This window comes from Serratia sp. M24T3 (assembly GCF_000257645.1).
In the GTDB taxonomy this organism is placed as follows: domain Bacteria; phylum Pseudomonadota; class Gammaproteobacteria; order Enterobacterales; family Enterobacteriaceae; genus Rouxiella.
Genome location: NZ_AJHJ01000001.1, coordinates 251,714 through 277,061, shown reverse-complemented (window position 1 = coordinate 277,061; position 25,348 = coordinate 251,714). Strand labels below are relative to the sequence as shown.

At 52.0% G+C, this 25,348-nt stretch carries 21 protein-coding genes; 6 read left to right on the top strand and 15 right to left on the bottom strand.

The window, feature by feature from the left end; all coding sequences use genetic code 11:
* Positions 1-126 precede the first annotated feature (126 nt).
* Positions 127-1,419, bottom strand: coding sequence for an MFS transporter (locus tag SPM24T3_RS01080; RefSeq protein WP_009634830.1), 1,293 nt, complete (start codon positions 1,417-1,419; stop codon positions 127-129).
* Positions 1,420-1,854: 435 nt separating this feature from the next.
* Here SPM24T3_RS01080 and uxaC point away from each other — a divergent pair, with 435 nt between their 5' ends.
* The 3 genes from uxaC to SPM24T3_RS01065 all read left to right on the top strand — a co-directional run bounded on the left by uxaC (position 1,855) and on the right by SPM24T3_RS01065 (position 5,624).
* Entirely contained in the window at positions 1,855-3,273 is a 1,419-nt protein-coding gene (uxaC, locus tag SPM24T3_RS01075) for a glucuronate isomerase (protein WP_009634829.1), read from the top strand.
* 139 nt (positions 3,274-3,412) lie between these two features.
* Positions 3,413-4,903: a UxaA family hydrolase gene (locus tag SPM24T3_RS01070; RefSeq protein ID WP_009634828.1), complete on the top strand. Its 1,491-nt coding sequence runs from the start codon at positions 3,413-3,415 to the stop codon at positions 4,901-4,903.
* Between the two features lie 139 nt (positions 4,904-5,042).
* The gene (locus SPM24T3_RS01065; protein ID WP_009634827.1) at positions 5,043-5,624 is read left to right on the top strand and encodes a YgjV family protein; all 582 of its coding nucleotides are present in this window, start codon (positions 5,043-5,045) and stop codon (positions 5,622-5,624) included.
* Positions 5,625-5,700: 76 nt separating this feature from the next.
* Here SPM24T3_RS01065 and SPM24T3_RS01060 read toward each other — a convergent pair whose 3' ends face one another.
* The 9 genes from SPM24T3_RS01060 to argF form a co-directional block, all read right to left on the bottom strand.
* The gene (locus SPM24T3_RS01060; protein WP_009634826.1) at positions 5,701-6,429 is read right to left on the bottom strand and encodes a proteasome-type protease; all 729 of its coding nucleotides are present in this window, start codon (positions 6,427-6,429) and stop codon (positions 5,701-5,703) included.
* Positions 6,430-6,458: 29 nt separating this feature from the next.
* Positions 6,459-7,253 carry a transglutaminase family protein gene (locus SPM24T3_RS01055; protein ID WP_009634825.1) on the bottom strand — a complete coding sequence of 265 codons (795 nt, stop codon included), beginning with the start codon at positions 7,251-7,253 and terminating at the stop codon, positions 6,459-6,461.
* On the bottom strand, positions 7,250-8,176 hold the full coding sequence (locus tag SPM24T3_RS01050) for an alpha-E domain-containing protein (RefSeq protein WP_009634824.1): 927 nt from the start codon (positions 8,174-8,176) through the stop codon (positions 7,250-7,252). Before SPM24T3_RS01050 ends, SPM24T3_RS01055 begins: the two co-directional genes overlap by 4 nt.
* Entirely contained in the window at positions 8,170-9,606 is a 1,437-nt protein-coding gene (locus tag SPM24T3_RS01045; RefSeq protein ID WP_009634823.1) for a circularly permuted type 2 ATP-grasp protein, read from the bottom strand. The genes SPM24T3_RS01050 and SPM24T3_RS01045 overlap by 7 nt, the downstream gene beginning before the upstream one ends.
* A gap of 320 nt (positions 9,607-9,926) precedes the next feature.
* Complete coding sequence (ridA, locus tag SPM24T3_RS01040; protein ID WP_009634822.1) at positions 9,927-10,313, bottom strand: 2-iminobutanoate/2-iminopropanoate deaminase; 387 nt, start codon at positions 10,311-10,313, stop codon at positions 9,927-9,929.
* Positions 10,314-10,418: 105 nt separating this feature from the next.
* Positions 10,419-10,883 carry an aspartate carbamoyltransferase regulatory subunit gene (gene pyrI, locus SPM24T3_RS01035; protein ID WP_009634821.1) on the bottom strand — a complete coding sequence of 155 codons (465 nt, stop codon included), beginning with the start codon at positions 10,881-10,883 and terminating at the stop codon, positions 10,419-10,421.
* Between the two features lie 10 nt (positions 10,884-10,893).
* The gene (gene pyrB / locus SPM24T3_RS01030) at positions 10,894-11,829 is read right to left on the bottom strand and encodes an aspartate carbamoyltransferase (protein ID WP_009634820.1); all 936 of its coding nucleotides are present in this window, start codon (positions 11,827-11,829) and stop codon (positions 10,894-10,896) included.
* 241 nt (positions 11,830-12,070) lie between these two features.
* Positions 12,071-13,891, bottom strand: a complete 1,821-nt coding sequence (locus SPM24T3_RS01025) for a sugar phosphorylase (protein ID WP_009634819.1) — start codon at positions 13,889-13,891, stop codon at positions 12,071-12,073.
* Between the two features lie 154 nt (positions 13,892-14,045).
* Complete coding sequence (gene argF / locus SPM24T3_RS01020) at positions 14,046-15,053, bottom strand: ornithine carbamoyltransferase (protein WP_009634818.1); 1,008 nt, start codon at positions 15,051-15,053, stop codon at positions 14,046-14,048.
* Positions 15,054-15,213: 160 nt separating this feature from the next.
* Between argF and rraB the strand changes: the two genes are divergently transcribed.
* The gene (rraB, locus tag SPM24T3_RS01015) at positions 15,214-15,678 is read left to right on the top strand and encodes a ribonuclease E inhibitor RraB (RefSeq protein ID WP_009634817.1); all 465 of its coding nucleotides are present in this window, start codon (positions 15,214-15,216) and stop codon (positions 15,676-15,678) included.
* A 59-nt stretch (positions 15,679-15,737) separates the two neighbouring features.
* On the opposite strand, the gene SPM24T3_RS01010 is transcribed toward rraB, so the two are convergent.
* The 4 genes from SPM24T3_RS01010 to pepA all read right to left on the bottom strand — a co-directional run bounded on the left by SPM24T3_RS01010 (position 15,738) and on the right by pepA (position 21,411).
* Entirely contained in the window at positions 15,738-16,247 is a 510-nt protein-coding gene (locus tag SPM24T3_RS01010; RefSeq protein ID WP_009634816.1) for a GNAT family N-acetyltransferase, read from the bottom strand.
* A gap of 253 nt (positions 16,248-16,500) precedes the next feature.
* On the bottom strand, positions 16,501-19,356 hold the full coding sequence (locus SPM24T3_RS01005; RefSeq protein ID WP_009634815.1) for a valine--tRNA ligase: 2,856 nt from the start codon (positions 19,354-19,356) through the stop codon (positions 16,501-16,503).
* 9 nt (positions 19,357-19,365) lie between these two features.
* A complete protein-coding gene (locus tag SPM24T3_RS01000) occupies positions 19,366-19,833 on the bottom strand; it encodes a DNA polymerase III subunit chi (protein WP_009634814.1) in 468 nt (155 codons plus the stop codon).
* A gap of 66 nt (positions 19,834-19,899) precedes the next feature.
* The gene (pepA, locus tag SPM24T3_RS00995) at positions 19,900-21,411 is read right to left on the bottom strand and encodes a leucyl aminopeptidase (protein ID WP_009634813.1); all 1,512 of its coding nucleotides are present in this window, start codon (positions 21,409-21,411) and stop codon (positions 19,900-19,902) included.
* Positions 21,412-21,689: 278 nt separating this feature from the next.
* Here pepA and lptF point away from each other — a divergent pair, with 278 nt between their 5' ends.
* Both lptF and lptG read left to right on the top strand, forming a co-directional pair.
* Positions 21,690-22,784 carry an LPS export ABC transporter permease LptF gene (lptF, locus tag SPM24T3_RS00990; RefSeq protein ID WP_009634812.1) on the top strand — a complete coding sequence of 365 codons (1,095 nt, stop codon included), beginning with the start codon at positions 21,690-21,692 and terminating at the stop codon, positions 22,782-22,784.
* Positions 22,784-23,854: an LPS export ABC transporter permease LptG gene (gene lptG, locus SPM24T3_RS00985; RefSeq protein WP_009634811.1), complete on the top strand. Its 1,071-nt coding sequence runs from the start codon at positions 22,784-22,786 to the stop codon at positions 23,852-23,854. The genes lptF and lptG overlap by 1 nt, the downstream gene beginning before the upstream one ends.
* A 75-nt stretch (positions 23,855-23,929) precedes the next feature.
* On the opposite strand, the gene ampH is transcribed toward lptG, so the two are convergent.
* Positions 23,930-25,078 (bottom strand): D-alanyl-D-alanine-carboxypeptidase/endopeptidase AmpH, encoded by a 1,149-nt coding sequence (gene ampH / locus SPM24T3_RS00980; protein ID WP_037377291.1) that lies wholly within the window; start codon positions 25,076-25,078, stop codon positions 23,930-23,932.
* Positions 25,079-25,348 lie beyond the last annotated feature (270 nt).

Below are 25,348 nucleotides of genomic sequence, written 5' to 3'. Positions count from 1 at the left end.
CAGAAGATGTTTTGATCAGTTGTTATACCAGTATAAGAGCAATGATGCAGCAGTGGGAAGGGGGCGCCCGTCTTGAATAGCGATCTTCAGGTTTCGCTCAGGAATTTAAGACGGGCAATGATAAATTTAAGCTTTGGCGGCATGCATCGGCGCAGTAACCGGGTTAACGGCGGAGCGGTTTTGCAGCACGGTCCAGATAATGATCGCTCCCAGCAGGTCGAACACAGACAGCGCGGCAAACAGTGGGCTGAAGCCGACGGTATCAGCCAGCGCACCGACAACCAGCGCAAATAGCGTACTTGCGGTCCAGGCAGCCATACCGGTCAAGCCGTTGGCAGTCGCAACCTCATTGCGGCCAAACACGTCAGAAGACAGGGTGATGAGCGAACCAGAAAGCGACTGATGCGCGAAGCCACCGATGCACAGCAGGCCAATGGCTACATACGGGCTGGTAAACAGGCCAATCAAACCGGGGCCAATCATCAGCAATGCACCCATGGTGACCACCAGTTTGCGCGAGACAATCAGGTTAACTTTGAAATACTTCTGGAACAGCGTTGGCAGGTAACCGCCGACAATGCAGCCGAGGTCGGCAAACAGCATGGGCATCCAGGCAAACATTGCAATTTCTTTTAAATTAAAGCCATAGACCTTGAACATAAATAACGGGATCCAGGCATTAAAGGTTCCCCAGGCAGGTTCTGCCAGAAAACGGGGTAGTGCAATGCCCCAGAACTGGCGGTTGCGCAGAATTTCCCTGACCGACATCTTTTTCTGATTGGTGGTTTGATGCTGAGCTTCCTGGCCGCCAAGAATGTATTCCCGTTCTTCTTCACCAAGTTTTTGCTGATCTTTCGGATGCTTATAAAATACCAGCCAGCATACGGCCCAAATCAGGCTCAGCACGCCAGTAATCACAAAGGCCATCTGCCAGCTGTGCATGACAATCGCCCAAACTACCAGCGGTGGCGCGATCATCCCGCCAATCGATGAACCAACGTTAAAATAGCCCACCGCAATCGAACGCTCCCTGGCAGGGAACCATTCGCTGCTAGCCTTGAGACCGGCAGGGATCATCGCTGCTTCGGCCATACCTACTGCGCCACGAGCGATCGCCAGCCCGCCCCAGCTGCTGGCTAACGCTGTCGCGGCACAGAACAGCGCCCAGAGAATGGCAAACATCGCGTAGCCCACTTTAGTGCCCATCACGTCGAGCACGTATCCCGCCACAGGTTGCATCAAGGTATAGCAGGCAGAATAGGCGGCAATAATATAGGAATACTGTTGTGTGGTGATGTGTAGCTGGTTTTGCAGCGTTGGGGCAGCAACGGCAATGGCATTGCGTGTCAGATAACCCAGTATGGTACCGACCGTGACGAGTCCAATCATGTACCAGCGTAACCCTTTGATCTTACGCATTCAACTTTCTCCAAATAAGAATCAGGCAGTGGATTTCACGTCTGCTGGTCCCCTGTTTCGCGGGGACAACCATGCCGTATGAACCGCAGAACGTTGTGGCAAACGATCACAACTTGATCCTCACAGGGCGAAATCAAGATAACTTGTCATACAGATTTAAAATTTGAGTGATATCACAAAATCACTTTTAAATAGTGTGGATAATGATTGGTAGTATGATTTATGTGACAAACTAAACAAATTCAGGTTATTAGCGGATTTTATGTGATCTTGGCTGGGTTTTTTAGCCTGCTGGTGGCTAAAATAAACACTGGACGATAGATTTAATTGGTGTGATAACTTTTCTTAAGATGCATAAAATCAGATCGCAATCAGATCATAATCAGACCTTACTCAGGTTTTAATCAGATCGGAATGGAAGAAGAGGAATTCAACATGTCGCAGTTTTTACCGGAAAATTTCTTGCTGGATACTGAAATTGCCCGCCGTCTTTATGATGAGTACGCCAAAGACCAACCGATATTCGATTACCACTGCCATTTACCTCCTGAGCAGATTGCTCAGAACTATCATTTTAAAAACTTGTATGACATCTGGCTGAAAGGCGATCACTACAAATGGCGGGCGATGCGAGCTAACGGCGTGCCTGAGTCAATGTGTACCGGCGACGCTAGCGATCGGCAGAAATTCAATGCCTGGGCCGCGACCGTGCCGCATACCATTGGTAATCCGCTGTATGTCTGGACCCATCTCGAGCTACGCCGACCTTTTGGTATCACCGGTAAACTACTTTCGCCAGCCACTGCTGATGAAATCTGGGATCAAACCAACGATCTCCTTGCACAGGATCGCTTTACCACGCGTGGGATCATGCAGCAGATGAATGTCAAAATGGCCGGTACCACTGATGATCCAATAGATTCTCTGGAGCATCACAAAACTATCGCCGATGATACTTCATTCAAAATCAAGGTATTGCCGAGCTGGCGGCCTGATAAAGCCTTCAATATCGAGGCTCCCGGTTTTAACGATTACATGCAGCGTCTGGCGCAGGTGGCTGATACAGAAATTTCGCGTTTCAGCTCGCTGTGCGATGCATTGAAGAAACGTATGGATCATTTTGCGGCGCACGGTTGCAAGGTTTCAGATCACGCGCTGGACGTAGTGGTTTACGCCGAAGCTGACGAAGCTACGCTCGACGCCATTCTGGCTCGTCGCCTCAGCGGCAAGCTGCCAAACAAAGAGGAAATTGCGCAATTCCGTACTGCGGTGCTGCTGTTCCTCGGTTCTGAATATCACCGCCGTGACTGGGCGCAGCAGTATCACATCGGCGCGCTGCGTAATAACAATCAGCGCATGCTAAATATTCTCGGTCCCGACGTTGGTTTCGATTCTATCAATGACCAGCCGCTGGCCGAGCCTTTGTCACGTTTGCTGGCAGCACAGGGCAACAACGGCGGTTTGCCAAAAACCATCCTTTATGGCGTAAATCCGCGTGATAACGAGGTGCTGGCGACCATGGCAGGTAATTTCCAGGGTGAAGGCGTGCGCGGCAAGATGCAGTACGGCTCAGCCTGGTGGTTTAACGATCAAAAAGATGGCATGCAACGACAAATGCTGCAGTTGGCAAATATGGGCCTGCTCAGCCGCTTTATTGGCATGCTCACTGACAGCCGCAGCTTCCTGTCGTATACCCGCCATGAATACTTCCGCCGCATCTTGTGCCAGATGATTGGCCGCTGGGTGGCTGAAGGAGAAGCGCCCGATGACATCAAGCTGTTGGGCGAAATGGTTAAAAACATCTGTTTTGACAATGCAAAAGAGTATTTTGCGATTGAATTGCACGGCGGTTGAGAGTGGTCAAAGGCAATCATTGGCTGATGAGGTATTCAGCCAATGCAAAATCAGGATTTGCAGCGCTCGTCAGATGCAGCAATAAATCAGCAGCAAACTCGTTGCGCAGCGGTTACGGCAGAGGGGTAAGAAGTTATCTATGAAAAGTACCATTCAGATTCATGCCGCGGATAACGTTGCCGTAGCGCTGCGCGATTTGGCTCAGGGTGAAGAGATTACCGTAGGCGGGCTGCAGTTTGAATTGCCACAGCCGGTGGCGCGTGGGCACAAGTTCGCCCTGCGTCTTATCGACAGTGGGCAAAATATCATTAAATACGGACTGCCAATTGGTCATGCGCTTGGCAATATTCAGCCGGGTGAATATATTCATTCGCAGAATGCCAAAACCAATCTCAACGATCTGGATCAGTATCAATACCAGCCAGAATTCAGCGTGATCCCGCCGCAGATGGCGGATCGCGAGGTTGCCCTTTATCGCCGCAACAATGGTCTGGTGGGGATCCGCAACGAACTGTGGATCGTGCCAACTGTCGGCTGCGTTAACGGGATTGCGCGCATGATCCAACAGCGATTTTTGAAAGAAACAGCACAAGCTGAAGGCATCGACGGCGTGCATCTTTTTACCCATCCTTTTGGCTGCTCCCAGTTGGGAAAAGATCATGAAAATACCCGCATCATGCTGCAAAACATGGTGCGTCATCCTAATGCCGGAGCGGTACTGGTTATTGGATTAGGCTGCGAAAACAATCAGGTAGACGTATTTCGCGAAACGCTAGGAGAGATTGATCAGCTGCGGGTCAGTTTTATGGTCTGCCAGAAGTTTGACGACGAAGTCGAAGCCGGGGTCGAGCTGCTGCACGCGCTGTATCAGGCGATGTTGGTGGACAAACGCTCTGCGGGCAAGTTAAGCGAGCTAAAATTCGGGCTGGAGTGTGGCGGCTCGGACGGATTGTCCGGCATTACCGCCAACCCGCTGCTTGGCCGTTTTTCTGATTACGTAATCTCCAATGGCGGCACCTCGGTGTTAACCGAAGTTCCGGAAATGTTTGGTGCAGAACGTATTTTGATGAGCCGCTGCCGCGACAGTGCAACTTTCGACAAAACCGTTGATATGGTTAATGATTTCAAACGCTATTTCATAGCCCATCAGCAGCCTATTTATGAAAATCCGTCGCCGGGCAACAAGGCGGGCGGCATTACCACGCTGGAAGAAAAATCGCTGGGATGCACGCAGAAGGCCGGGCAGAGCCAAGTGGTCGACGTGCTGAAATACGGTGAACGACTGAGTCGTCCCGGATTAAATTTGTTGAGCGCGCCGGGTAATGATGCGGTGGCTACCAGCGCGCTTGCGGGCGCAGGGTGCCATATGGTGCTGTTTAGCACGGGTCGCGGCACGCCATACGGCGGATTCGTGCCCACGGTTAAGCTGGCGACGAACAGCGAGCTGGCCAATAAAAAGCCGCACTGGATCGATTTTGATGCCGGGGCGCTGATCCACGATACGCCGATGGATCAGCTGCTGGTGGAATTTGTCGATTTGATCGTCGCAATTGCCAACGGTCAGCCGAGTAAAAATGAGCTGAATGATTTTCGCGAATTGGCGATTTTTAAAAGCGGTGTGACTTTGTGAGAGATATTGTCCGATTTGTTAAATAAAGGTAGCATCATGCCGCGTTTTGTTAATCAAAGCGCCACTGCTTTCTGCCTGACGTCCCCGGAATAGGTACTCAAACAGAAGGTTTTTACGGGAATTTCGGGGATGTCACCGCATGACGTATTACTGGTTTGCTCAAGGCGTTGGTTTGCTGGCATTTTGTGTTGGTATAACCATGTTTTTCAACCGCAGCGATCGCCGCTTTAAGCAACAGCTTTCAGCCTATAGCGCAATTATCGGCATTCATTTCCTGCTGATGGGGGCAAACTCGGCGGGTAGCACAGCACTGCTCAACGCCGTGCGCACTCAGCTGGCCATGCGTACCCGCAGCCAATGGGTAATGCTGGTTTTCATCGCTTTGACGCTGATTTTCGGGCTGGGCAAAGCCAAACATCTCATGGAATTGTTGCCGGTGATTGGCACAGTGGCCAGCACGTGGGCGCTTTTTCGCACCAGTGGCATGAAAACGCGCTGTATTATGTGGTGTTCAACCTGCGGTTGGGTAGCTCACAATATCTGGCTGGGATCGATTGGCGGCACGCTGATCGAAGGCAGCTTTCTCATCATGAACGGCTTCAATATTATTCGTTTTTATAGAATGCAGCAGCGCGGTATCGATCCTTTTGCCATCGAAACAATGCTGGAAAAGAAAGAAGCGCAGCTTGAGCAGAAAGAAGGGCAGGCAGAAACGGTTTAAGAAAATGGCCTCTGCAATAGAGGCCATTTCAGGCTGCAATTCTGGCCGCTATTTTATAAATAGCTTCAGGTAACTGCTAATCAAGTTTCAGCGACGGCAACTGGGCAAAAATACTCAGCAAGCCTTCGCCCCAGCCTTTGCGGATCATCTGAAAATAGGGATGATCCTCGGTGATGCGATGCTGCTGCTGTTTGCTGAAACTGTCTTTTGGATAGATCATCACATCAAGCGGCAACCCCACAGACAGGTTACTGCGCAAGGTCGAATCCATCGAGATTAACGCGCACTGCATCGCCTGATCCAACTCGGTATCATAAGTCAGCACCCGATCGATGATTGGCTTGCCGTACTTGCTTTCACCCACCTGAAAATACGGCGTGTCGTGCGTTGCCTCAATAAAATTGCCTTGCGGATAAACATGGAACAGGCGCATGCCTTCGCCCATAATCTGCCCGCCTAACAGCAGGTTGCAGCTAAAATCAGTCATGCTGCCCTGATTTGCACCGCTGTCACGAGCAATCACCTCACGCACCGTTTCGCCCAACAGGCTCGCCGCATCATACATTGACTCTGCGTTGAGCATATTTGGACGATCCGGGTCCAGGCAACGTCGGTGCAACAGGCTGAGAATGCTCTGTGTGGTCGCCAAATTGCCGGCACTCTGGATCACCAGCAGGCGTTCATCGCTCTGATGAAACACATGCAATTTGCGGAAGGTGGAAATATGGTCCACTCCAGCATTGGTTCGCGAGTCCGAAACAAACACCAGGCCAGAGGACAATCGCATGGCCACACAGTAAGTCATACCAGTTACCTATCTAATTCAACGTTAAGTTATTGAGGGATATCGAGCATTTGCACTGCTGCAATAGTATGCATATCTTCGCATCCTCCCCCCAGCCGAATGCCGCGCACCGGGCAGGCATCAAGATAATCTATACCGATAGCCAGTTTCAAATGTTGATTGGGCTGGCAAGTATTATTGGTCACATCAAAACTCTGCCAACGATCGTCGAGCCAAGCCTCGGCCCAGGCGTGAGTCGCCACATGTTCGCTGTCTTCGCTGTACAAATAACCGCTGACGTAGCGCGCAGGAATGTTCAGACTGCGGCAGCAGGCCAGGAATACGTGAGTGTGATCCTGACAAACTCCCTGCTCGGCACCAAACGCCTGCGCGGCGCTGTCTTTTACCGTCGTAGTGCCGGGACTGTAAGGCATTTTCAGCAGCAACTCGCCCATCAGTTTGCACAGGCTTTCATGCTGCGCCTGCGGGCGATAATAGCGTGAGGCGAAATCGCGGATCGCCGCATCGGCGTGAGTCAGCGGGCTGGTGCGCAGGAAAACCAGCGGCGAAAGAATGCCAAAATTATCATCTTCGACGTTATCTTCAATTTCGACCACGCCGTTGGCCTCAATGGTGATCGCCTGGTGCGGCTGATCGAGGGTCAGGACGTGCAGCACGTTACCGTAAGCGTCGATAGTGCGGGTGGCATATTCCGGCAGACTCAATTCCCAGGAAAGTATCTTCTGGTGGCTGGAGTTCTGTGGGGTCAGACGCAAATACTGGGTACTGCGTTTAACCTGTTGCGCATAGGTGTAATGCGTCTTGTGGCTGACGTTAAGCTTCATTGTGCCTCCAGATATGTTTGATGAACGCTTTCTGCAATCGCGCTGGTTTGGCTGAGGAAGTCGTTGAGCCAGACGCTGAGGCCAATTTCCTGAATTTCAGCCAGCGTTGAAAAGCGCAACTGGGCGTGCAAGGTATGGGCGCGGCGGCGCGGGAGATTGCCCGCAGATCCGCCAATTAATTCAAGCTGTTCGGTGATCACTTCGACGCAGGCCAGCAGCGATCGCGGTAGTTCGCGGCGCAGGATCAGCAGGTCGGCAATGGTTTCACGGCTAATCTGCTGCTTATACAAAGTATGGAAGGCTTCACGGGCGCTAACCGCTCGCAACAGTGTGTCCATGCGGTAATATTCACGGACCGGATCTTCATCAGCATCGAGCAGCTGATTTTTTGCTTCCAGCAGACGGGCGGTGCTGTCCGCGCGCTCAAGCATGGTGCCGAGGCGGATAAAATTCAGCGCGTCGCTGCGCAGCAAAGTGCCAAACATCGCGCCACGGAACAGATGCGAGCGCTCTTTAACCCAGTCAAAGAAACTGTCTGCTCCGGAGGAGCCGACACCCTGACGACGGATAATTTTCATCTCGATCCACGAGGCGTTGATGCTCTCCCATACTTCTGAAGACAGGCTGCCGCGCACCGCATGAGCGTTGTTCCAGGCCATCTGCATGCAGCTGTAGATACTGCTGTGGTTGGTGCTGTCGAGGGCGAAGAAATTCAGCAGATTGTTCATGGTGACTTGCTGGTAAGTCTCATTAAACACGGTTTCAGTCCCGGTCAGCAGCAAAGGCACCAGCAGGTCATGATTACTGTCGCGAATCGACATCATCGACAGCTTGTTGGTCACATCCATCAGACGGGCAATATTTTCGGCGCGCTCCAGATAACGGGCCATCCAATAGAGTTCACTGGCTGTTCTGCTTAGCATGCGTCATCCTCCAAAACCCAGGTATCTTTGGTGCCGCCACCCTGAGACGAGTTTACCACCAGTGAACCTTGCGACAGCGCCACGCGGGTCAGGCCGCCCGGCACCAGACGAATTTCAGCACCGGTAAGGGCAAAGGGGCGCAAATCGATGTGGCGCGGCGCGAGGCCTTCTTCAACAAAAGTTGGGCAAGTGGAAAGCGCCAGCGTGTCCTGCGCAATATAGTTTTGCGGACGCGCGCGCAGCAGCTCGCGGAAAGTCGCTAACTCTGCCTGAGAAGCTTTCGGGCCAATCAGCATGCCGTAGCCACCCGCGCCGTGAACCTCTTTCACCACCATTTTTTCGAGATTGGCCAGTACGTAAGAGAGATCTTTCTCCTTGCGGCACTGCCAGGTGGGCACATTGTTGAGGATCGGATCTTCCGAAAGATAGAAGCGGATCATCTCTGGCACATACGGATAGATCGACTTGTCATCGGCGACGCCGGTGCCGATCGCATTGGCCAGCACCACGTTACCGGTGCGATACACCGACAACAGGCCGGGAACGCCGAGCATAGAATCGGCGCGGAAGGCCAGCGGATCGAGAAATGCATCGTCGAGGCGGCGATAAATCACGTCAACTTTGCACGGCCCGGCGGTGGTGCGCATAAACACTGCGCCTTCTTTAACAAAAAGATCCACGCTTTCGACCAGCTCGACGCCCATTTGCTGGGCCAGAAAACTGTGTTCGAAATAGGCACTGTTAAAACGACCCGGCGTCAAAACCACCACGGTAGGATCATTGACTGGCGTGCTTTCGCGCAAGGTTTGCAACAGATGGGAAGGGTAACGGGACACTGGTGCAATGCGCTGTTCGCTAAACAGTTCTGGATAAAGCCGCATCATCATTTTGCGGTTTTCCAGCATATAAGACACGCCGGACGGGGTGCGAAGGTTGTCTTCCAGCACGTAATACTCGCCGTCACCGCCGCGAACCATGTCGGTTCCGGCAATGTGGGCATAGGTATCGCGATGTAAATCAACGCCCTGCATGCAAGGTTGGTATTGCTCGTTTGCTAAAACCTGCTCTGCCGGAACCAGCCCCGCTTTAAGGATTTTTTGATCGTGATAGATATCATGCAAGAAACAGTTCAGTGCCTGCACGCGCTGACGAATACCACGGTCGAGCATCTGCCATTCTTTGGCCGGAATGATGCGCGGCACGCTGTCAAACGGGATCAGACGTTCAGCGCCGTCATCGTCTCCATAGACGTTAAAGGTAATTCCCACCCGATGAAACAACAGCGCGGCTTCCTCTTTTTTGCGCTGTACGGCCTGTTGATCGGCCTGCTGTAACCATTGCCAGTAGGCGTCGTAATGACTGCGGTGTTGCCCTTCAGCCATTAACATCTCATCAAAAAAGGGTGAATCGGAAAGGTCAATATTTATCATCATCACCTCACTGACATAACAGGCTAGGGTTTTTTCATATCTAAAACTTATAATTGGCCTAAAAGATTGCCTTGGCATTAATCAATACGCATAAACTGTGCCAGCGTGCATAAACGCGGGAAAAACGCTGTTTTTGTGGGGAGATCGCGCTTTTACAGTGCGAGAAAAGACGCCGTGTCGGCAAAAATGATCAAAAAAAGTGCATCAGATTTAATTATGGTCGCTGATGAAGCAATCACAAGGTCGAGAAGGGGCTAGGTGGGATTTGGCGATAAAAAAGGCCAGCACGCAGGCTGACCTATTTTTATCAAAAGGGAAACTTAACGACGAACGGCGATAGCTTCGATTTCAATCTTCACGTCTTTTGGCAGACGGGCAACTTCTACGCAAGAACGAGCCGGGAATGGCGCGTTGTGCTCGGTGAAAAAGGCTTCATAAGTCGCGTTAACGGTCGCGAAGTCGTTAAGATCTTTAACGAAAACGGTAGTTTTCACGATGTCGGCAACTTTGAGGCCTGCGGCTTCAACGATAGCCTGCACGTTTTGCAGTGACTGACGCGCCTGAGAAGCGATGTCTTCAGCAACGTTGCCGGTTTTAGGATCAACAGGGATCTGGCCGGAAGTGATAATCATGCTGCCGAGATCGACACCCTGAACATAAGGACCGATAGCCGCCGGTGCGTGTTCTGTACTGATTTCGCGAGACATACTGATTCCTCGTTGAGTTTAAAAGCTTTGCTGAGATAAAAATTGTCGAGACAGTATAAGGAGCGGGGCGCAAGAAAGCATCCCCCAATCTCCCGCTGGCAGCGACTATTCGTTATTCAGCACTACCTGATGCTCAAACTCTTTCTCGCAGTATTTACACTGCAGGTGTATTTCGTTTTGACGATTTTTAACTGCAAAACTTGAGGCTACCGGCTCAAAACGGCTGATGCAGTTGCCGTTCGGGCAGCGCAGCACGCCTTCGATACGGTCCGGCAGGCTCGGATGCAGCTTCTTCACCACCACGTAATCGTCGATGCGATTCACCGTGGCGTGCGGCGCATAGACCGCCAGCTGATTGACCTGTGGCTCGGTGAGGAAGGTGTTTTCAATTTTGATAATGTCTTTGCGGCCCAGCTCGTTTGACGGCAAATTCAGGCCAATGGTAATGCGCTGGTCGGTCTCAGTCAGTTTGAACAGCGACAGCAGCTTAAAGCCCACCTGCGCCGGGATGTGGTCAATCACCGTGCCACATTTAATGGCTTCAACCTGGAGTTTGTTATCTTGCGTCATGATGCGCTCCTTATTCTGCGGTGTCTGCGTTTAAAACCAGTGCCAGCAAGGCCTGGCGGGCGAAAATCCCGTTCCCGGCCTGTTGGAAATAGTAGGCGTGAGGGGTGCTGTCAACGTCGGTAGTTATCTCATCGACGCGCGGCAGTGGATGCAACACTTTGAGATGCGGCCGGGCGTCGGCCAAATCAGCTGCGCGAAGAATGAATTGCGCTTTGACGTTGGCATATTCCGAGGGGTCGAGACGCTCTTTCTGCACGCGGGTCATGTAAAGAATATCCAGCTCCGGCACGACTTCATCAATGCTTTCATGCAGGCTGTATTCAATCCCTTTTTCTTTCAGCAAATTGAGGATGTATTCCGGCATTGCCAGCGCATCCGGGGCGATAAAGTAAAAGCGATTGCCGTTAAATTTCGCCAGCGCCTGTGCCAGGCTGTGCACTGTGCGGCCGTATTTCAGATCACCGACCATGGCGATTTTAAGATTATCAAGACGACCCTGGGTTTCCTGAATGGTGAACAGGTCGAGCAGCGTCTGAGTCGGATGCTGGTTGGCACCATCCCCGGCGTTGAGGATTGGAATACCGCCTGAAAACTCGGTCGCCAGACGCGCCGCCCCCTCTTGCGGGTGACGCATGACAATCGCATCGACATAAGTACTAATCACCGAGGTGGTATCGGCCAGCGTTTCGCCTTTTTTGCCCGCCGAAGTGTTGCTGCCGTCGGCAAAACCTACTACCGATGCGCCCAAACGATGGATAGCGGACTCGAACGACAGGCGAGTACGGGTCGAGGCTTCAAAAAAGCAACTGGCGATCACTTTATGTTTCAACAGTTCTGGCTGCGGATTGGCTTTCAGGCTGGCGGCGGTGTCCAGCACCAGCTCAAGCTCTTCACGGCTGAGATCGTTAATTGAAATAATGTGTTTTTGATACAGCGGATTGGCCATTGTCGCTCTCCTCTACGATGACAGACAAAAAAAAGCCCCTCAATGAGGGGCTTTCAGCGATCGGTGGGTTATTTTCAAGCCCATATTTGAAACCATTGGGAGAGACAACGGCTGAACGCCGCCTACTGGCACAGGGTTCGGTGAAGCATCGAATCGCGGTGTGTTGTCGTTTTTCATGTCAGTCTCCCGGCAAATTGTGGCGCATTATACGCGCACGAATTCTGCCTGCAAGAGGGTAACTTCACCTTTTTGCTTTGCGAGGTCTGCCTGTGAGCAATCGGTTGGCATCGGACCTTTTCAGCGAGATGTAAATCTTTTTCCGCCAACGACGCAGCCTGCCCAAACGTTCAGGAGCCTTGAGTTTGTGCTCGATCCATACCACTTGCCACGGCTGCAGGCGCATCTGGCCGTTAAACGGTTCACCGCTTATTAGATCCTTGCCGTCAACTGCCAGCTTGAAAGGCTGCGACTGACTACTGATGTTGAAGATACAGCTGATGCGGTTCTCTGATTTTGGATCATAGCGTTCAAGCGCAAACAGCTTATTGCCAAGCTCCAGGATCTTCTGTCCGGCCTGTGGCGAGAATGCAGGGCGGTTGCGGCGGATATCGATCAGTTTTTTAAGGCCATAGAATACTGCCGATCGCAGCGATCCCTTGGTCGCCAGATCTTTTTCGACATCTTCAAGTTTGAGCTTTTTGCGGTTTATCCGTCGGCTCAGGCCAGACTGGTGCATGCCATCCAGATCGTTCTCACTGCCCAGCAGACTGTGAATATAAATCGCCGGAACGCCCATAAATGACAGCAACAGTGACTGCGCCGCCAGAAACTTACGCGCCTTCATTTCGACACTATCATCAACTTCAGTGATGGCGCTGAGGTAATTAATATTCAGCTCATAGGGGGAGTGAGTTCCGTCACCGTTGTCTTTATAGGAAACCCGACCTTCTTTGCGCTGCGTTTCCTGCGCCAGGTATTTACGCTCGTCGTCGTCGAGAAAGGTCTCAGTCGGGCGCAAGCCAATACCATCGTGGCTGGAGAGAAAATTAAAATAGGTGGTTTTCGGATAGTGCGCCTCGGCGTTTAAACCCTGCGCCCATTTGGTCAGCGTGGTGGTGTCTTCACGCAGGAAAGCGTGCAGCGTCAGCGGCGGTAGCGCGAACTGATACACCATGTGTGCCTCGTCGCCCTCGCCAAAATAGCTGATATTTTCATGATGCGGCACGTTGGTTTCAGTGATGATGCGGGTGCCGGGGATCACCTCGTCGAGAATAGTGCGCCACAGCTTGATAATATTGTGAGCCTGAGGACGGTGAATACAGGTGGTACCCATTTCTTTCCAGATGTAGCCAATCGCATCCAGACGAATCGACTGCCCGCCGCTGGCCGCGTATTGCAGGATCACGTCAATGCTTTCCAGCAAAACCTGAGGATTCTTGAAATTAATATCAATCTGATCTTCGCTGAAGGTGGTCCAGAGATACAGCTCTTTGCCATCGGCCTTGATAAACGGCGTCAGCAGCGGCGAGGCTCGAGGGCGCACCACACGGCTGTAATCCAGCTCGGGTTTGGACTCGATAAAATAGTCGCGAAAGTAAGGCTCGTCGTTGATATAGCCTTTCATCCAGTCGCTGGATCGCGAGATGTGATTAATCACGCAGTCGAACATCATGTTGAAGTTGGCGGAAAGATGGTGAATATCGCTCCAACCGCCGAGATGTTCGTCGATGCGGCGATAGTCGATGACGCTGAATCCATCGTCGGAACTGTAAGGGTACATCGGCAGAATATGAATGTCGCTGATGGCGTCTTTGAGGTGCTTGCTGGCAAAATCGTTGAGCGTCGCGAGAGGAGGGCGCTGGCCTTCAGAGAGGGTATCTCCGTAGGTAATCAGGTAAATGTTAGTGCCATCAACCCACTGGTCAGAGCGGTGTGCACCGTAATTCCATTTCTCACCGAGATGCAGAATTTTTTTTATCAGATCGCCAATGTGTTCTTTGGGATAAACCCTGCTCAGCAGACTTTCCAGACGAAGCACGAACTCGGGATTCACAGCACCCATAACGGTTCCCTTATCTATTCACATTGTGAAAGATTAGTCGATAAAAGGCTTGGCTGAGGCATAAAGGAGGTTAGAAAGTGCAACAATGCATGAGGATAGGGCGAGGAAAAGGCAGCCCACCAAGGTCTGGCGGGCTGTATTGATCAATTAGTGCTTACAGGCTGCCGAGGGTGGCAACCATAACCGCTTTAATGGTGTGCATGCGGTTTTCAGCCTGGTCGAACACTACGCTGTGCGCCGATTCAAACACTTCGTTCGACACTTCCATGCCACCCGGCAAATTGTATTCTTTAGCCATCTGACGGCCCAATGTGGTTTGGTCATCATGGAAAGCCGGCAGGCAGTGCAGGAATTTGACCTGAGGATTGCCTGTTTTGGCAATCATTGCCATATTCACCTGATAAGCACGTAGCAGATTAATGCGCTCTTTCCATACTTCCTTCGGCTCGCCCATTGAGACCCAAACGTCGGTATAAAGGAAATCTGCGCCTTTAACGCCAACGTCGATATCATCGGTCAAGGTAATGTTGCCGCCGTTCTCCTGCGCCAGATGTTTGCAGTTTTCAACCAGCTCGGCATCCGGCCAGCAGGCAGCAGGTGCAACTAAACGCAGATCCAACCCGCACAGCGCCGCCGCTTCAAGCAGCGTGTTACCCATGTTATTGCGCGCATCGCCAAGATAGGCGAGCGACATTTGCGACAATTCTTTCCCCGGCAGCTGTTCCTGCATGGTCAGCAGATCGGCCAAAAGTTGGGTAGGATGAAACTCATTGGTCAGCCCGTTCCAGACGGGCACTCCGGCGTATTCAGCCAATGTCTCGACGTTTTCCTGACCAAAGCCGCGATACTGGATGCCGTCGTACATTCTGCCCAGCACTCGCGCAGTGTCCTTCATCGACTCTTTATGGCCAATCTGGCTACCGCTCGGGCCGAGGTAAGTGACTTGTGCTCCCTGATCGTAAGCGGCAACTTCGAAAGAGCATCGGGTGCGAGTTGAGTCTTTTTCGAAGATGAGCGCAATATTCTTGCCTTGCAGATAACGTTTTTCGCTGCCGTTTTTCTTGGCAGTTTTCAAATCAGCCGACAGCTTCAGCAGGGTTGCGATTTCTGACGGGGTAAAATCCAGCAGCCTTAGAAAATGGCGTTTGCTTAACAGACTCATGTGCCTATCTCCGAAACATTTATAATGAATTAAAATTCAATTTATATGTATGAATATGCAATTACAACCCCAAAGTAAAAACTTTATCGTTTATGTTGGAGGCAAGCCGTCTGCTGTGTGAAAATAGCGTCTAAACGTCACATTGATTGAGGACTGAGGCATGGCAAACCGTGAATTGCTAGACGAACAACGTAATGAGACCCGCTTAATCATCGAAGAGCTGTTGGAAGACGGCAGCGATCCTGACGCGCTTTACACTATTGAGCATCATTTCTCTTCCGAGAAATTCGAAGTTTTAGAGCGAGCAGCGGTAGAAGCCTTCAAACTGGGCTATGAAGTGACTGATGCCGAAGAGCTGGAAATTGAAGACGGCTCCGTGGTGATGTGCTGTGATGTGATTAGCGAAGTTGCGCTGAATGCTGAACTGATCGACACCCAGGTTGAGCAGCTGGTGGCGCTGGCTGAAGCTAACGGCGTCAACTATGACGGCTGGGGCACCTATTTTGAAGATCCAAACGGCGAAGACGGCGACGAAGAAGAATTCGACGAAGAAGATGAAGAAGAAGACGAGCACGTTGCCCCTAAAAACGTGATCGACAAAGATGACGACGGCAAACGCCACTAATAGTCATGTAAATGTAAAAAAGCCGACTTAGTCGGCTTTTTTATTGCATAAACATCGCGTTAAAGAGTTTTCAGCATTGTGACTTCACAGTCGACGTGGCCGGTGCTGCCCATCGCGCCGTTGATATGTTCGAAGCCAAGATGCTCGTAAAGCGCGATTGCTTGAGTCAGGCTGGCGGTAGTTTCAAGATAACACCGTTTGAAGCCCTGCTCTTTGGCGTGAGCCATCACCTGAACCGCCAGGCGTTTGGCCAGCCCTTTACCGCGCAGGCTCGGCATAAAATACATCTTCTGCAATTCGCATACGTCGTCATCAGCGCCGATTAGTGCGGAAACACCGCCGCCTCCGGCTATCTGCCCGTCAAGCTCGACGACCCAATAGGCGCTGCGCGGCTGGCTGTACATTTCGCATAAGGTATCCAGATTGGGATCGGCCACGGTATAGCCTTTATCGGCAGTTAAACCAAATTCTGCAGACACGGCGCGGATCACCCTTGCGATTTCGGCATTGTCATCGCAAGTGATGCGGCGCACCACGACGTTCTGTTGTGTTTTCACGGCTGTAGTCATAATTGCTCTTATACCCATTATTTTTGAAGCCACTGCTGCGTTATTCGACCCAGTCACTTATTTCAGTAAGCTTTTGGGAACTCATTCACTTGCCGCCTTGCCGTGATTCCAATGATTTAGGTTTAATATTGTTGAAGTGGTTAGCTATTTTTTATTCGTATTTAATACCGCGTGCAGGCGATTTTTGCAATTCCAAAAAAAACGGCGGAGCTTTTCGCCCCACCGTTTTTAAAGATTGCCGTATCAGCGAAGATTACAGAGCAGCGATAGTAACCTGCTGTTCTTGAATCTTAACTTTGGCTTCGGCAAATGTTTGCAGTCTTTCGCGTTCTTTAGCAACTACGGCTTCAGGAGCGCGAGCCACAAAACCTTCGTTGGAAAGCTTGGCTTCGATACGTTCAACTTCTGCGTCAAGTTTGGCGATCTCTTTGTTCAAACGTTCCAGTTCTGCTTCCTTATCGACCAGACCGGCCATCGGGATCAGCAGTTCTGCACCCTCAACCAGTTTGGTCACAGAAACTGGACCTTTATCGCCCGCAGCCAGCACGGTGATTGACTCCAGACGCGCCAGTGATTTGATAAAGCTCAGGTTCTGCTCGACGCGACGCTGTGCATCGGCGCTTGCGCCACGCAGCAACAGCTCGAGAGGTTTGCCCGGTGCGATATTCATTTCAGCACGCACGTTACGGATAGCGATGATCGCCTGCTTGATCCACTCGAGATCGACCAGCGCGGCCTCATCGGCTTTATCCGCCGAGTATTCCGGGAAAGGTTGCAGCATGATTGTGTCAGCTGTGATGCCTTTCAGCGGTTTCACGCTCTGCCAGATGGTTTCGGTAATGAATGGAATAATCGGGTGCGCCAGGCGTAGCAGGCCTTCCAACACTTCTACCAGCGTATGGCGAGTGCCGCGAAGCTGAGCTTCGGTGCCGTTATTCATAACCGGCTTGGTCAGTTCCAGATACCAGTCGCAGAACTGGTTCCAGGTGAATTCATACAGAATGCTGGCCGCCAGGTCGAAGCGGTAGCCGTCCAATGCTTCACGGTAAGCTTTTACGGTACGGTTATATTCTGCCAGGATCCAGCGGTCAGCCAGAGACAGTTGCAGCTCGCCGCCGTTCAGACCACAGTCTTGATCTTCAGTGTTCATCAGCACGAAACGGCTGGCATTCCACAGCTTGTTACAGAAGTTGCGGTAGCCTTCAAGACGCTTCATGTCCCAGTTGATGTCACGGCCCGTCGAGGCAAGCGCCGCCAGGGTAAAGCGCAGGGCGTCGGTGCCGTGCGGTTCAATACCGTTCGGGAACTGCTTTTCGGTGCGCTTGCGGATTTTTTCCGCCAGCTGCGGCTGCATCATGTTACCGGTGCGTTTCTCCAGCAAATCTTCCAGCGAGATACCGTCGATCATGTCCAGTGGATCGATAACGTTACCTTTCGACTTGGACATTTTCTGCCCTTCGTCATCGCGGATCAGGCCGGTCATATAAACAGTATTAAACGGAACCTGTGGCTTGCCGTTTTCGTCTTTCACGAAATGCATGGTCATCATGATCATGCGGGCGATCCAGAAGAAGATAATGTCAAAGCCGCTGACCACAACGCTTGAAGGATGGAAAGCTTTCAGGTCAGGCGTTTCGTTTGGCCAGCCCAGCGTCGAGAAGGTCCACAGGCCGGAAGAGAACCAGGTGTCCAGCACGTCTTCGTCCTGGCTCAGAACAACGTCTGCGCCCAGGTTGTTTTCGCTGCGCACTTCTTCTTCGTCACGACCGACGTAAACTTTGCCTTCAGCGTCGTACCAGGCCGGGATACGGTGACCCCACCACAGCTGACGAGAAATACACCAGTCCTGAATGTCGCGCATCCAGCTGAAGTACATGTTTTCATACTGTTTTGGTACAAAGTTGATCTCGCCTTGCTCGACCGCTTCAACGGCAACTTTTGCCAGCGGAGCAGTACGCACGTACCACTGGTCGGTTAGCATTGGCTCGATAACTACGCCGCCACGGTCGCCATAGGGAATGGTTAAATCATGAGGCTTGATGTCTTCCAGCAGGCCCAATTCTTCGAAGGCGGCAACGATGGCTTTACGCGCTGCGAAGCGCTCCAGGCCACGGAACTGCTCGGGAATTTCATTGCTGCACGCGTCGCTTTCTTCGCCTTTGGTGTCGAACACCTCGGCAGTCTGGCGGATATCGCCGTCGAAAGTCAGAATGTTGATCATCGGCAGGCCGTGACGTTTACCGACTTCATAGTCGTTAAAGTCGTGGGCTGGGGTGATTTTCACACAGCCGGTGCCTTTTTCCATATCGGCGTGTTCGTCGCCAAGAACAGGAATGCGGCGGCCTACCAATGGCAGGATAACTTCTTTACCGATCAGATCTTTATAGCGCGGATCTTCTGGATTAACGGCAACACCGGCATCGCCCAGCTCGGTTTCGGGACGGGTGGTCGCAACCACCAGATAGTCTTTACCGTCAGCGGTTTTCACGCCGTCAGCCAGCGGATAGCGCAGGTGCCAGATGGAACCTTTGGATTCACGGTTTTCAACTTCGAGGTCGGAAATCGCAGTACGCAGTTTCGGATCCCAGTTCACCAGGCGCTTGCCGCGGTAAATCAGGTCTTCTTTGTACAGTCGAACAAACACTTCACGAACGGCGTTTGACAGGCCTTCGTCCATGGTGAAGCGCTCGCGCTCCCAGTCCACGGAATCGCCCAGACGGCGCATCTGGCGGGTAATAGTGCCGCCCGATTCTGATTTCCATTCCCAGATTTTGTCGATAAAGGCTTCGCGACCGTAGTCTTTGCGAGTCTTGCCTTCTTCAGCAGCAATTTTGCGCTCTACTACCATCTGAGTAGCAATACCGGCATGGTCGGTTCCCGCCTGCCACAGGGTGTTTTTACCCTGCATGCGCTGATAGCGGATCATGGCGTCCATGATGGTTTGCTGGAAAGCGTGACCCATATGCAAGCTACCGGTAACGTTCGGCGGCGGGATCATGATGCAGAAGCTTTCCTTACTGGTATCACCGTTAGGCTTGAAATAGCCCTGTTCTTCCCAGTGCTCGTAAAGCGGTTGCTCGATATCTTGCGGGTTATATGTCTTATCCATTTCGCTTCGTTAGTCTGTAGTCGTTGTATTGACGTCCGGCGGTGTCGCCGTGGTCAAATTGAAGCCGACGCTGCGATAGGCTTTGTAGCGTTCGCGCGCCAGCTGCTTTAAAGAATCTTCGTAAGGAACGAAGTCTACCACTTCATGGAAAGCGGTGGCAAAATCTGCAAATTGCCCAAGCAGGCTGATCAGCAAATCTCGCGGCGCATTTCCGCGTTTTCCGGGCCAGCATAGCTCGACGGGGGCTCCGAATCTCGGGCCTTCTCCTGCCAGATTATGCGGCACAAACTGCTCGGCATCACGTTTCCACAGCGCTTCATCAAGACGTTCGGCCTGCTTTTGGTCTTCACAGGCGATCAGCACGCGCTGACCTGCGCGATAACGCCGGGCAGCAATCTGGCAAGCCAGATCTTCATGGCCGCTCAGCTCGCCGTCGACGTCGGGTGAGTTAAGTAGAAAAAATGTAGCCTGTTTCATGAGTGTCTTCCTGACGCCATCCCCCGCGACGCAATGCGCGAGGGAGGCGTTTACATCAATTGGCGATTAATCGTCGCCGTTGAGACCAGCACGGTTCAACAGGAATTGCGACAACAGCGAAACGGGACGACCCGTTGCACCTTTGTTTTTTCCTGAACGCCATGCGGTACCGGCGATGTCCAGATGCGCCCAGTTATATTTCTCGGCAAAGTGTGACAGGAATACGCCAGCAGTGATAGCACCACCCGGACGGCCACCGATGTTTGCCATATCGGCAAAATTCGATTGCAACTGCTCGTCGTACTCGTCGCCCATCGGCAGACGCCATGCGCGGTCACCGGCCTGTTCAGAAGCGGTGATCAGCTCATGCGCCAGCGGATTGTGGTTCGACAACAAACCGGTGATGTGGTGACCCAGCGCAATCACGCAGGCACCCGTCAGGGTGGCGACATCAATAACCAGTTCCGGATCGAAACGCTCGACGTAGGTCAGCGCATCGCACAATACCAGACGGCCTTCGGCATCGGTGTTGAGCACTTCAACGGTTTTGCCGGACATCGTCGTCAGAATGTCGCCCGGACGGAACGCGCGACTGCCCGGCATGTTTTCACAACCGGCCAGAACGCCGACCACGTTAAGTGGCAACTTCAACTCGGCCACGACACGCATGACGCCGTAAACCGTTGCCGCGCCACACATGTCGTACTTCATTTCGTCCATGTCGGCGGCTGGCTTGATGGAGATACCGCCGGAATCAAAGGTCAGGCCCTTGCCAACCAACACAATCGGCTTGGCGTCGGCATTTGGATTACCTTTATATTCCATCACTGACATCAGTGATTCGTTTTGCGAACCCTGACCCACTGCCAGATAGGCATTCATTCCCAGCTCTTTCATCTGCTGTTCGCCGATGACGCGAGTCGTGATGTTGCTGCTAAAAGCATCGGCAAGCTGGCGAGCCTGCGAGGCAAGATAGGCTGCGTTACAGATATTTGGCGGCATATTGCCAAGATCTTTCGCGGCCTTCACCCCGTAAGAAATCGCCAGGCCGTGAGCTATCGCGCGGTCACCGCTATTTAGCTCGCGACGCGTCGGCACGTTAAATACCATTTTACGTAACGGGCGACGTGGCTCGACCTTATTCGTTTTCAGCTGGTCGAAGGTATAAAGTGACTCTTTCGAGGTCTCTACGGCCTGACGCACTTTCCAATAAGTATTACGTCCCTTGACGTGAAGTTCGGTGAGGAAGCAAACCGCTTCCATCGAACCGGTTTCGTTCAGGGCGTTAATCGTTTTCTGGATGACTTGCTTGTATTGGCGCTCGTCGAGTTCGCGTTCTTTCCCGCAGCCTACCAAAAGGATGCGCTCGGACAGAATGTTTGGAACATGGTGCAGGAACAGGGTTTGCCCTACTTTTCCTTCCAGTTCACCGCGGCGGAGCAGGGCGCTGATATATCCATTGCTGATCTTGTCGAGCTGTTCAGCCATAGGGGATAGGCGGCGAGGTTCAAATACGCCGACTACAATACAGGCACTGCGCTGTTTTTCCGGGCTACCGCTTTTTACACTGAACTCCATGCACTCTCCTGAATCTTAAAGACAAAGGCGGGGGGTACGGATAGAATGGGGCGTCCGTTACACTCTCCCGTCATTGATGTAATGACCTGTGTTAACCTATACGGCATAGAAATTTATTTTTGGCGGCTATAAGCATCTTCCTATAGGTCACCCAAATTTACGGTGTTGTAATACTATTTTAGCTGTGAAGGTTGCCATATGATGAGAAAAAATGACGGATTAGCGATGAAACTATCGATTTTCCTGCAAAAAGACAAGTTTTCACAGGCGTATTCAGCGTGATCATCATTAGATATCTGGTTAGGGAAACCTTCAAGAGCCAATTTGCGATCCTGTTTATTCTGTTACTAATCTTCTTCTGTCAGAAGCTAGTCAGGATACTGGGCGCGGCAGTCGATGGCGATATCCCAACAAATTTAGTCATTCAGCTGCTTGGTTTAGGCATTCCTGATATGGCTCAACTCATCCTGCCGTTAAGTCTTTTCCTGGGGCTGTTGATGACCCTGGGTAAACTCTATACTGACAGCGAAATCACCGTTATGCACGCTTGTGGCCTAGGAAAAAGGTCATTAATCGTTGCTGCCATGTCTCTGGCGCTGTTTACCTCTGTTTTCGCCGGTATCAATGCTTTTTGGGTCGGTCCCTGGTCCTCCAAGCATCAGGATCAGGTCATGGCAGATGCCAAGGCAAATCCCGGTATGGCGGCTATGGTCGCGGGACAATTTACTCCTTCACAGGATGGCGGTTCAGTGCTGTTTGTCGGTAACGTGCGCGGCAAAGAATTCCATAACGTTTTCCTGGCGCAGCTCAGGCCTAACGGCAATCAGCGTCCATCCGTGGTAGTAGCCGAGAAAGGCCATATGGATCAACGCCCGGATGGTTCCCAGCAGGTTACTCTGGATACCGGTACTCGCTACGAAGGTACCGCATTGCTACGTGACTTCCGCATTACCGATTTTACCGATTATCTGGCGGTTATTGGCCATCGTGCGGTTGAGCTTGATGCCAGCGACGTTGAGCAAATGAGCATGACGTCACTGTGGAATTCCAAAGCCAAAGAGGCTAGCGCGGAATTGAACTGGCGTATTACGCTGGTAGTTTCCGTGTTCTTGATGGCGCTGATGGTAGTACCGCTTTCGGTGGTCAATCCTCGACAGGGGCGTGTACTGAGCATGCTTCCTGCGATCTTCCTTTACCTGGTTTTCTTCCTGTTACAGAGCTCGCTGAGATCGAACGGTGAGAAAGGTAAACTTGATCCGATGTTCTGGATGTGGGCAACCAATCTGGTTTATTTCGCCCTGGCGGTGATACTCAATATGTGGGATACGCTTCCCCTGCGCAGACTACGTGCACGTTTAAGAGGAGCGGCCTGATGTTTGGCGTATTAGATCGTTATATCGGTCGAACGATTTTTAATACCATCATGATGACGCTGTTCATGCTGGTTTCCCTTTCCGGGATTATCAAGTTCGTCGACCAGCTGCGTAAAGTCGGGCAGGGGAGTTATTCTGCATTGGACGCCGGAATTTTTACCATTCTCAGCGTGCCGACCGATATTGAAGTGTTTTTCCCGATGGCTGCGCTGCTTGGGGCTCTGCTGGGACTGGGCGCGCTGGCAACTCGCAGTGAGCTGGTGGTTATGCAGGCTTCCGGTTTTACCCGTATGCAGGTGGCGTCTGCGGTCATGAAAACGGCTATCCCATTGGTATTGCTGACTATGGCGATCGGCGAATGGGTATCACCAGTGGGCGACCAAATGGCGCGTAACTACCGTGCGCAGCAGCTGTTCGGCGGTTCGCTGGTATCAACGCAAAACGGTCTGTGGGCGAAAGATGGCCCCGATTTTATCTTTATCGAACACGTGGTCGGTGATAACCAAATCAGCGGCGTTAACATCTATCACTTTGATGATAATCATAAACTGCTGTCAGTGCGCTACGCGACCTCGGCGCAGTATGAGAACGGCAGCTGGCAGCTTTCTCAGGTTGATGAATCCGTGCTGGGAAGTCCAACCCGTATAACCGGTTCGCAGACGCTAAACGGCGTATGGAAGACAAACCTGACGCCCGACAAGCTAGGCGTGGTAGCGTTAGATCCGGATTCCCTGTCGATCAGCGGCCTGTATAACTACGTTAAGTACCTCAAACAAACCGGGCAGGAAGCCAAACGTTATCAGCTGAATATGTGGCGTAAAATCTTTGCGCCATTGTCCGTGGCGGTAATGATGCTTATGGCGCTGTCATTCATCTTCGGACCGCTGCGTAGCGTGCCGATGGGGGTTCGTGTGCTGACCGGTATCTGCTTTGGGTTCCTGTTCTATGTACTTGATCAGATTTTTGGTCCGCTCAGTTTGGTCTACAATATCCCGCCATTACTCGGTGCTGTATTGCCAAGCGGCCTGTTCTTTGTGATTAGTACCTATCTGCTGTTAAAACGTAATTAGTTTAGTTGATGATGGCTATTAAAAAGCAGCTCGGTTGAGCTGCTTTTTTGCTATATAACGCCTGAACAACTGAAGTTATATTTCGTTGTTGCGAACCAGAGAGGCGACCAGATCGTTCACGCCATCGCTCATGTTTTTAAACTTGGTTAACTGAGAACGGGTCACCACGACAAACACGGCCACACCACGCTGCGGCACCATGGCCATGTAAGTGATAAAGCCGCCGCCGCCGCCAGTCTTCTCAATAATACGTGGCCAAAGCGGCGACGGTGCCATAGTTATCCACGCCATGCCTAATTCATAGGCCGGACCAGGCACGTCCATGCCCTTCAACGCCGCCAGATCGGTACGGCGATAATACATCTTCTGAGCCAGCGCCGCGGTCGCACTCTGCTTGCCGTTGGCCAATGGCATAAACTGCTCCATCCAGCGGCCCATATCGGCCGGGGTCGAATAGACTCCGCCGCTGCCCGTTGCTGCCGTAGTATTCACGCAAGGGCTTGGATGCATGCCCTCCATCAGACGCGAGCACTGGGCTGGAGTGGGTGTATAGGTAGTGTCAACCATGCCATTCGGTTGGGTGATCAGCTCGCGGAACAGCTGAGTGTAAGGTTTGTGAGCCGCATCGGACAATGCATCCGACAGCAGGTCAAAGCCCAGATTCGAGTAGGAAGCTTCTGCACCCGGCGGGACTTTCAGCTTGGCGGACTGCAACCAGTTCCAGCGTTCAACGCGATTCGGCCAGGTGAACACTGGGCGATGCGGTGCACCACCCGGCTGCTCGCGCGGTAGGCCGCTGGTATGGGTGGCCAAACTCAGCAAAGTGATAGGCATGGTCGCGCTGTAATAAGGCACAAACGCGCCGGCAGGGGCGTATTTGTGCAGCGGATCGGTGATCTTCACCGTGCCCTGTTCTGCCATTTTGACCAATACTTCACTGGTCATCAGCTTGCTGAGAGAGGCAATACGGATCAGCGAGTTTTCACGGGGCCGAATACCCGATCCCGCCTTTGTTTCACCAAAGCTGCGAAAGACCTGTTGCTTGTTATCGACGACCACCAGGGCCATGCCCATAGCGCCGCTGTTAAAGAAAATATGTTCTGCGTGGTCATCGACCACCTGAGAAGCCAGACGTTGGGTCTGAGCCTGACTCAGCATTGGCATGCTGGCAAAGGCCATAGCTAACAGCGAAAGGGTGAATTTTTTCAACGAACGCGTATCCATTCTTAAATGGTGAAAGGGAAGAATGAATTTATCTTAATGTGATAAGCGCAGAACCGCATGAGGAATTCGCCGCATGTAGGAAAAATTTACAGTATTAATGGGGTGTTAGGATTTCGGGATGATCTTAAAACCCATTCATCCTGCTTTGACCGCATCTTTCATTAGGCTTGATAGGTTAAGCCGTTGCGGAATTTGCTTCGCGCACACCGATGCTGCAAACGCTGTGATTCCTTGGGGCGAGTCAGGGGGCAAAAGTCAGTAGAATGAAGA

Coding starts and splice junctions, on each gene's coding strand:
- SPM24T3_RS01080 (WP_009634830.1), bottom strand. CDS start 1,419: ATGCGTAAGATCAAAGGGTTACGCTGGTACATGATTGGACTCGTCACG.
- uxaC (WP_009634829.1), top strand. CDS start 1,855: ATGTCGCAGTTTTTACCGGAAAATTTCTTGCTGGATACTGAAATTGCC.
- SPM24T3_RS01070 (WP_009634828.1), top strand. CDS start 3,413: ATGAAAAGTACCATTCAGATTCATGCCGCGGATAACGTTGCCGTAGCG.
- SPM24T3_RS01065 (WP_009634827.1), top strand. CDS start 5,043: ATGACGTATTACTGGTTTGCTCAAGGCGTTGGTTTGCTGGCATTTTGT.
- SPM24T3_RS01060 (WP_009634826.1), bottom strand. CDS start 6,429: ATGACTTACTGTGTGGCCATGCGATTGTCCTCTGGCCTGGTGTTTGTT.
- SPM24T3_RS01055 (WP_009634825.1), bottom strand. CDS start 7,253: ATGAAGCTTAACGTCAGCCACAAGACGCATTACACCTATGCGCAACAG.
- SPM24T3_RS01050 (WP_009634824.1), bottom strand. CDS start 8,176: ATGCTAAGCAGAACAGCCAGTGAACTCTATTGGATGGCCCGTTATCTG.
- SPM24T3_RS01045 (WP_009634823.1), bottom strand. CDS start 9,606: ATGATAAATATTGACCTTTCCGATTCACCCTTTTTTGATGAGATGTTA.
- ridA (WP_009634822.1), bottom strand. CDS start 10,313: ATGTCTCGCGAAATCAGTACAGAACACGCACCGGCGGCTATCGGTCCT.
- pyrI (WP_009634821.1), bottom strand. CDS start 10,883: ATGACGCAAGATAACAAACTCCAGGTTGAAGCCATTAAATGTGGCACG.
- pyrB (WP_009634820.1), bottom strand. CDS start 11,829: ATGGCCAATCCGCTGTATCAAAAACACATTATTTCAATTAACGATCTC.
- SPM24T3_RS01025 (WP_009634819.1), bottom strand. CDS start 13,891: ATGGGTGCTGTGAATCCCGAGTTCGTGCTTCGTCTGGAAAGTCTGCTG.
- argF (WP_009634818.1), bottom strand. CDS start 15,053: ATGAGTCTGTTAAGCAAACGCCATTTTCTAAGGCTGCTGGATTTTACC.
- rraB (WP_009634817.1), top strand. CDS start 15,214: ATGGCAAACCGTGAATTGCTAGACGAACAACGTAATGAGACCCGCTTA.
- SPM24T3_RS01010 (WP_009634816.1), bottom strand. CDS start 16,247: ATGACTACAGCCGTGAAAACACAACAGAACGTCGTGGTGCGCCGCATC.
- SPM24T3_RS01005 (WP_009634815.1), bottom strand. CDS start 19,356: ATGGATAAGACATATAACCCGCAAGATATCGAGCAACCGCTTTACGAG.
- SPM24T3_RS01000 (WP_009634814.1), bottom strand. CDS start 19,833: ATGAAACAGGCTACATTTTTTCTACTTAACTCACCCGACGTCGACGGC.
- pepA (WP_009634813.1), bottom strand. CDS start 21,411: ATGGAGTTCAGTGTAAAAAGCGGTAGCCCGGAAAAACAGCGCAGTGCC.
- lptG (WP_009634811.1), top strand. CDS start 22,784: ATGTTTGGCGTATTAGATCGTTATATCGGTCGAACGATTTTTAATACC.
- ampH (WP_037377291.1), bottom strand. CDS start 25,078: ATGGATACGCGTTCGTTGAAAAAATTCACCCTTTCGCTGTTAGCTATG.